Raw genomic sequence first — 5807 nt, 5'->3', positions numbered from 1 at the left:
TGTTCAGGTCTCGACATGAACGGCGAGCTTCGCCTTGATAAAAACCATTTTAGGATCCGCAGAGATCTATCCGAATTAATCAGAGGTGCCCTAGTGATGCATCAAACCACTCTTGGGCGGCACACTGTCGAAAGGGAAATTGAGGTGGGTTTTGAAGTAATGATCGTGCTGAGCCTCATCCTGTAAAGCCTGGATATCGGCTTCTATCTGCTGTGTTTCCTGGTGGGTGTTTTTATACTGCTCAAGTACTTTGCTGGCAATGCCCATAATGTAGTTGGCTTTATAGCGTTCGTCGTTGTGAACCAAGCAGTTCATACAATACAGTGTGGAGAGGCAGAGATTTTTGCAGGCGTTAATCTGAGCCGGACCGGCGGTTTTTGATAGATACACCATACTGAGTTCCAGCGAGCAGCCGCTGTAGGCGATCGCTTCACGCCAATCTCCCAGTTCGTAGTACACAGCCGCCTGATGCATCCATTCAAACCATTGTGAGGCCAGATCGCTTTCTTCAAGATTATCGAGATTGTTTCGGTGTCTGGGGCATAAAAAACGCATGGGGTCACTCCTGCCATAAAGGTTCTGTTGATACCATAATGCAAATGAGAATCGTTATCAATATATTGTGATTGATCTGCATCAGCCAATGCCGATGCAGAAACAGCTGAGCCATGGCAGGTGCCTTATCTTGAGCCTTTACGGCATAATCGGATAAGACTTTGTTCATTAGCATCAGTTTGTTCGTCATCACCAGGGAGGGGATAGGGGTATGGGGCGTCAATATTCAGAATTGTCCGATAAGCATCAGGCTTTTATCGGCGAACAGAAGATCTTTTTTGTTGGCACGGCAGTCGACAGTGGGCAGGTTAATGTATCCCCCAAGGGCGGTGACTCATTGCGGGTTATTGACCCGACCACCATTGCCTGGATGAATTTAACCGGGAGTGGTAATGAATCGGCTTCTCATGTGATCCAGAATCCCCGTATGACTCTGATGTTTTGTGCGTTTGAGGGGCCGCCGGTGATCCTGCGCGCCTATGGCACCGCAAGGGTATTGCACCGGGCCGATGCTGAATGGGAACGACTCAGTTCACTGTTTCCGCCGAGCCCGGCGGCGCGGCAGATCTTTGTTTTGGATATCAACCTGGTGCAATCTTCTTGCGGTATGTCGGTGCCTTACTATGACTATAAAGCCGATCGTGAGGACCTCGATAAATGGTCACAGCGACAAGGGCCGGACGGTATCGAAAAATATTGGGTGACGAGAAATCAGCGCAGTATTGACGGCTTCGAGACGGAAATTATCGAGCGCGCAGGGCTCGACAAAGATCCGGGTTAACCTGGCTTTACTGCCCTGATTCGGGCGAATAATGCCTCGGCCGTCATATGGGGTGACCCTTCATTATTACTTTCAGCCTGTTTCACCAGATCGACGATAAGGCTATTTATCGGCGCGTTCAGATTCAATGAGTGGGCCAGTTGAATGATTTCGCCATTCAGATAATCAATTTCAGTTTTTCGGCCCAGTTGCAGATCCTGGTTCATCGATGAGCGGGCGCTGGGGTCGATACTAAGCATGGAGCTTGCGATGCGTTTAAATACGCCTGTTGGCAATCTGAGTATGTAGGGCAGTAGCGCGGGAATCACCTTGCCGGCGCGGGTGGGTTTGATGTTAGCCGCTTTCAGAATCGATAAGGCTTCCTGGATGCAAGCGGCCATGGCTTGACGATAAAGTGCGTTATACAGCTGTTCTCGAACGGGGATGCCGGCCAGGGCATTGACGGCATTGTTGAGATTCATGATCAGCTTGCTCCACTGAACACCGCTGATATCTGTATGACGGTTGACTGGTAGCCTCGCCTTTTCGAGAGCTTCGATTAATGGCGCTTCCGGGCCCTGTTGCTCGATGGCAAGATTGCCTTCGGTACCGCAATGGAAGTGCCCTTTGCCCTGGTCGACCACATTAAAGGGCACAACGGTTTTGATGATCCTATGGCCCGGCAGATACTGCTGCAAGGTGGCAGCGTTGCGAATGCCATTTTGCAAACTGACGATGACAGCATTGGCTTTGGCGTAGGAGGCTATGCTCCGGGCGGCAGTGGCAGTATCACCGCTTTTGACGGTCACCAGGATAAAATCGGCGTCTTGTAAAACTGTTTCGGATACCGAGAAGTCGATATGATCGGGGGATAGCTGGTTGTTACGGCCTTGCCAGTCGGTCAGCAATAGTCCGTGCTCGCCAAGTTGCTGCTGCAGCCGGGGGCGGCCCAGTAGTGTTATCGAGGCACCGGCGGCTTGCAGGCACCCGCCGATATAACAGCCAATACTGCCGGCTCCCAGGATGATGATCTTAGGCTGTAGAAGAGAAGAGGTGCTCATAAAATGGTTTTACAGCGAAGTTAGCCTGTTGCTGGTTGCTGGGTCATCAGGCCGGTAGCCGATAATCTGAAAATGGTCGTTTATTGCTTGTAGCAAGTATGGTTAGAGCCATCAACATCTGTTTTCAGGGTCAGCATTGAGCTGGTTAGTTCGATGATTTCGGCGGCATCTTCCTGATTAAGTGGCATCGAGCTTTCCAGATTCACCATCTTTTCGATCTCCGGGTGACTGACAAAGGTCACTTCGAAACGGGTCAGGGTTTCTATCAGCTGCATGTCCCTGATTTTCCAGGTACCTTCGGCGGAATAGTTGTAGGTGACTTGCGGGAAATCCGGACCCATCTTCATGGTCATGATGCCGGTGCCTTTGGATGTGCCATCGTCGCTGTAATAGTCTTCAGACTCGACCTTGAAAAAGCCTCCTTCTTCAACGATTTTGACTTCACAGGCCCAGGTACCCAACATATCCGCGCGGGATGCCGTGTTGGCTTGTAACGCTGTGCAGGCCAGAAAGGGGATAATAAGCAAAGTTGAGATGAGTTTCGTCGGAGAAAGCATAGTGTCCTTACCTTGGCGCGGGACTCGGTAAGCGAGTCAGTTTGTATTCAGGTCACAGTATCTTGCCCCCGGACAGGAATCAACCGCCGCTGTTTGCATCCAGATGGTGAAACGGATGCTGTCTGTTGTATTAGGTATCATACCGATGACGTGAAACGGTTCGTTTAGGGTGGTGGTCTATAGTTGAGTTGTCAGGCAAGCTATCCAGAATTTTACAGGTTGAATACTGAGCGAGTGAAATGACGTTTGGCCTTAGTACAGTTTTAAAAAGAATGCTCCGTGGGGTAGGGGCATTATTGTTGATCTATAGTATGTCTGCTGTTGCCAGTGAGGGTTATTTACGGCCGGTTAAACTCGCAACCCTGATGGATTTCAAGCCCTTTGTCTGGTGCGAAAAAGGATACGCGAAGGGTATTGATGTCGATATCTTGGCTGAGCTGTTTCGGCGAATAGATCGAACTTACGATATAGAATGTCTGCCCTGGAAACGTGCGATTAATTATGTGCGAATAGGCAGGCTTGATGGTCTTTTCTCCGGGTATAAAACGCAGCAGCGCGAGCAGTTTGCCACCTATTTGAGTGCACCATTTCATACCAGTGTTTTTAGCGTTTTTGTTCGCAAGTCAAAGTCTTTCAACTTTGATAGTATTTCCGATCTGAACGGTCGAGTGATCGGCATTACCCGAGGTTATAGCATCAATCCGGAATTTGATGCGGCCAGGAAAACGGGTAAGTTTTATGTCAGTGAGAGTTCGAGTACCGACAAGGGTATTGATATGCTGCTGGCAGCTCGTACAGAGGCTTATTTAAACAGTCGTCATGTGGTTTGGTATACGGCTCGTGAATTAGGTATCAGCCATAAAATTGATGAACTGCCTGCACCGCTGCACACACCGAAGCCTGCCTATATGATGCTTTCGAAAGCGTCGAATTTGCCCGGCAAAGATAAGCTTGTCGAGTCGTTGAATCGCACCCTTGAGGAGATGTGGGAGGATGGAACTGTCGATGCTATTATTAATGGATACATCGACCCGGCGGGAACCCATTTATCAACGCCATAGCGGATTGTGAAACCTCAGAAGAAAGCCTTGTTTACCGAGTGATCAACCTTCTCCTGTATCTGGGCATTGCCAATGTACCTTGAATGATTCAATCATCTATAGTGGTCTTTCAATAAGGAGGTTGCTATGACTACCTATGCTACGGATACCAGTCGCTGGTCGATGGCGATTCATCGGGTTAGCACCGATTCGGCGGAGATTTGGGTGGGCACCCTGTTTCCGACCCTGATTATGCCTCGGCGAGCACGGGTCAGGTTGTTTGAGGGTGACAATCTTGTTCGAACGAAAACCATCAAGAAGAGCGATTGGAAGCGACCCTTCAGTCGCACCAAACAGCGTTTTTATGCTTTGCTTACCTTTACCGGCCTGGAGCCTGGAAAAAGCTATTCGGTGCGCTTTGACCGGTTTGCCGAGCTGAGCGGGTTGAGTGAAAATGATGGCTGGCAGCATCTGCGAAATGGTTATTTTGATACTCTACCGGCCCGTCTTCCGCTTTCAACCGGCAAACCTTTTACCATTGGTCTGGGTAGTTGTTTCTATAATCATCGCGATGGTGGTCAGGCTGCCGGGGCTTACCAGGCGCTTTACGAGAGAGGCCAAAACCATAAACCTGACATTACTTTCCTGACCGGAGACCAGGTGTATCTGGATATCGGTTTTGATTCCCTGTCGCTCGACGCCGATGAAATACGTCAACGTATAGGCGATGATTATGCCGAACATTGGCGAGCGCTGGGAGGTATTCTCAATCGCGGAGGCACCTGGATGTTGCCGGACGATCACGAATACTGGAATGATTATCCCTTCTACGATGGCTTGATTCCCCAGCTGCTGGCGTTGAAGCTGGAGAAAGTACGCAAAGTGTGGTCAAAAGCGGCCAAAGAGGCCGTTAAACGTGTCCAGCGTTCATCGGTGGTGGAACAGATAGCGATTGGTAAGGATCTCTCATTCTGTATTGCTGACCTGCGTTCTTATCGTTCCAGAAACCGATTTATCGGCACGGCAGATTTCGACCGTATAATAGCCTGGGCAGAAACATTAAAATGCCCTGGTATTCTGGTTTCACCACAACCGCTACTGGTTGAGACCAGTAGTAGCGAGCGAAATCTGCGCAGCTTCGAAAAGCAATACGTGCGGTTGTTAGAGGCACTGGCCAGTAGCGGACACGATATTATGGTGCTGTCTGGTGATGTTCATTTCGGTCGCATTGCTACCTGCAAACTGGGCAATAATGGCGCCAAACTGATTGAAGTTGTCTCTTCGCCACTGTCCAATTTGACGTACCTTAACGGAATCGCCACGTCGACACCCAGTCATGTACCCGGTAGCTTTCCACCTAAAGAGATGTCTGTGCAGGGCTGGCCATCCTCCAAAGTCAACTACGCTAGTCAATTTGATGTCAGCACGAAAAAAGGCTGGCTTTTTTCTGCCTATCCCAAAGCCAGAACCCGTGAACACTTTATGACGGTTAGTCTGCAACGCACTCCAGACAAAGGCGTTAATGTGACAGTGGATGCCTGGCGCGTCCGTGAGCGAACCAAGCAAAAAAATCTGCCTGTTAAGGATTTTTCCAAGCCTTTCAAAGTAACGCTGAGCTAAGGGCACCTCTGATTAATTCAGATGAACTCTGGCTTTCAGGCGAATTCAGAATCGCGACACGCCTTTGCAGTAAGGTCGAGATCTTTCAAAAAGGCGTAACAAAGAGGCTGGATTCGCCCGAAAGCCCCGTAGGGCGGTCCTAAAATGGTTTCTCTCGGTGTTGAAGCCCTTGTCCAGGTCTCGACATGAACGGCGAGCTTCGCCTTGATAAAAA

General features: G+C 49.6%; 6 protein-coding genes. 3 read left to right on the top strand and 3 right to left on the bottom strand.

All coding sequences use genetic code 11. From position 1 onward, the window contains the following. Positions 1 to 90 precede the first annotated feature (90 nt). Entirely contained in the window at positions 91 to 555 is a 465-nt protein-coding gene (locus tag MIB40_RS19070; RefSeq protein WP_249697097.1) for an ELKS/Rab6-interacting/CAST family protein, read from the bottom strand. Between the two features lie 211 nt (positions 556 to 766). On the opposite strand from MIB40_RS19070, the gene MIB40_RS19065 reads away from it, so the two are divergent. Further along, the gene (locus tag MIB40_RS19065) at positions 767 to 1336 is read left to right on the top strand and encodes a pyridoxamine 5'-phosphate oxidase family protein (RefSeq protein ID WP_249697096.1); all 570 of its coding nucleotides are present in this window, start codon (positions 767 to 769) and stop codon (positions 1334 to 1336) included. Here the strand turns inward: MIB40_RS19065 and MIB40_RS19060 are convergent. Next, on the bottom strand, positions 1333 to 2376 hold the full coding sequence (locus MIB40_RS19060; RefSeq protein ID WP_249697095.1) for a 2-dehydropantoate 2-reductase: 1044 nt from the start codon (positions 2374 to 2376) through the stop codon (positions 1333 to 1335). The two genes, MIB40_RS19065 and MIB40_RS19060, sit on opposite strands and share 4 nt — an antisense overlap. A gap of 80 nt (positions 2377 to 2456) precedes the next feature. Then, the gene (locus MIB40_RS19055; RefSeq protein WP_249697094.1) at positions 2457 to 2933 is read right to left on the bottom strand and encodes a hypothetical protein; all 477 of its coding nucleotides are present in this window, start codon (positions 2931 to 2933) and stop codon (positions 2457 to 2459) included. A 311-nt stretch (positions 2934 to 3244) separates the two neighbouring features. Between MIB40_RS19055 and MIB40_RS19050 the strand changes: the two genes are divergently transcribed. After that, the gene (locus MIB40_RS19050) at positions 3245 to 3994 is read left to right on the top strand and encodes a substrate-binding periplasmic protein (RefSeq protein WP_249697093.1); all 750 of its coding nucleotides are present in this window, start codon (positions 3245 to 3247) and stop codon (positions 3992 to 3994) included. Between the two features lie 126 nt (positions 3995 to 4120). Continuing rightward, complete coding sequence (locus MIB40_RS19045; protein WP_249697092.1) at positions 4121 to 5593, top strand: metallophosphoesterase family protein; 1473 nt, start codon at positions 4121 to 4123, stop codon at positions 5591 to 5593. Positions 5594 to 5807 lie beyond the last annotated feature (214 nt).

It is taken from the genome of Aestuariirhabdus haliotis (genome assembly GCF_023509475.1).
Classification (GTDB): domain Bacteria; phylum Pseudomonadota; class Gammaproteobacteria; order Pseudomonadales; family Aestuariirhabdaceae; genus Aestuariirhabdus; species Aestuariirhabdus haliotis.
The sequence above is the reverse complement of the archived record's forward strand: the minus strand, read 5'-3'. Positions and strand labels throughout refer to the sequence as shown.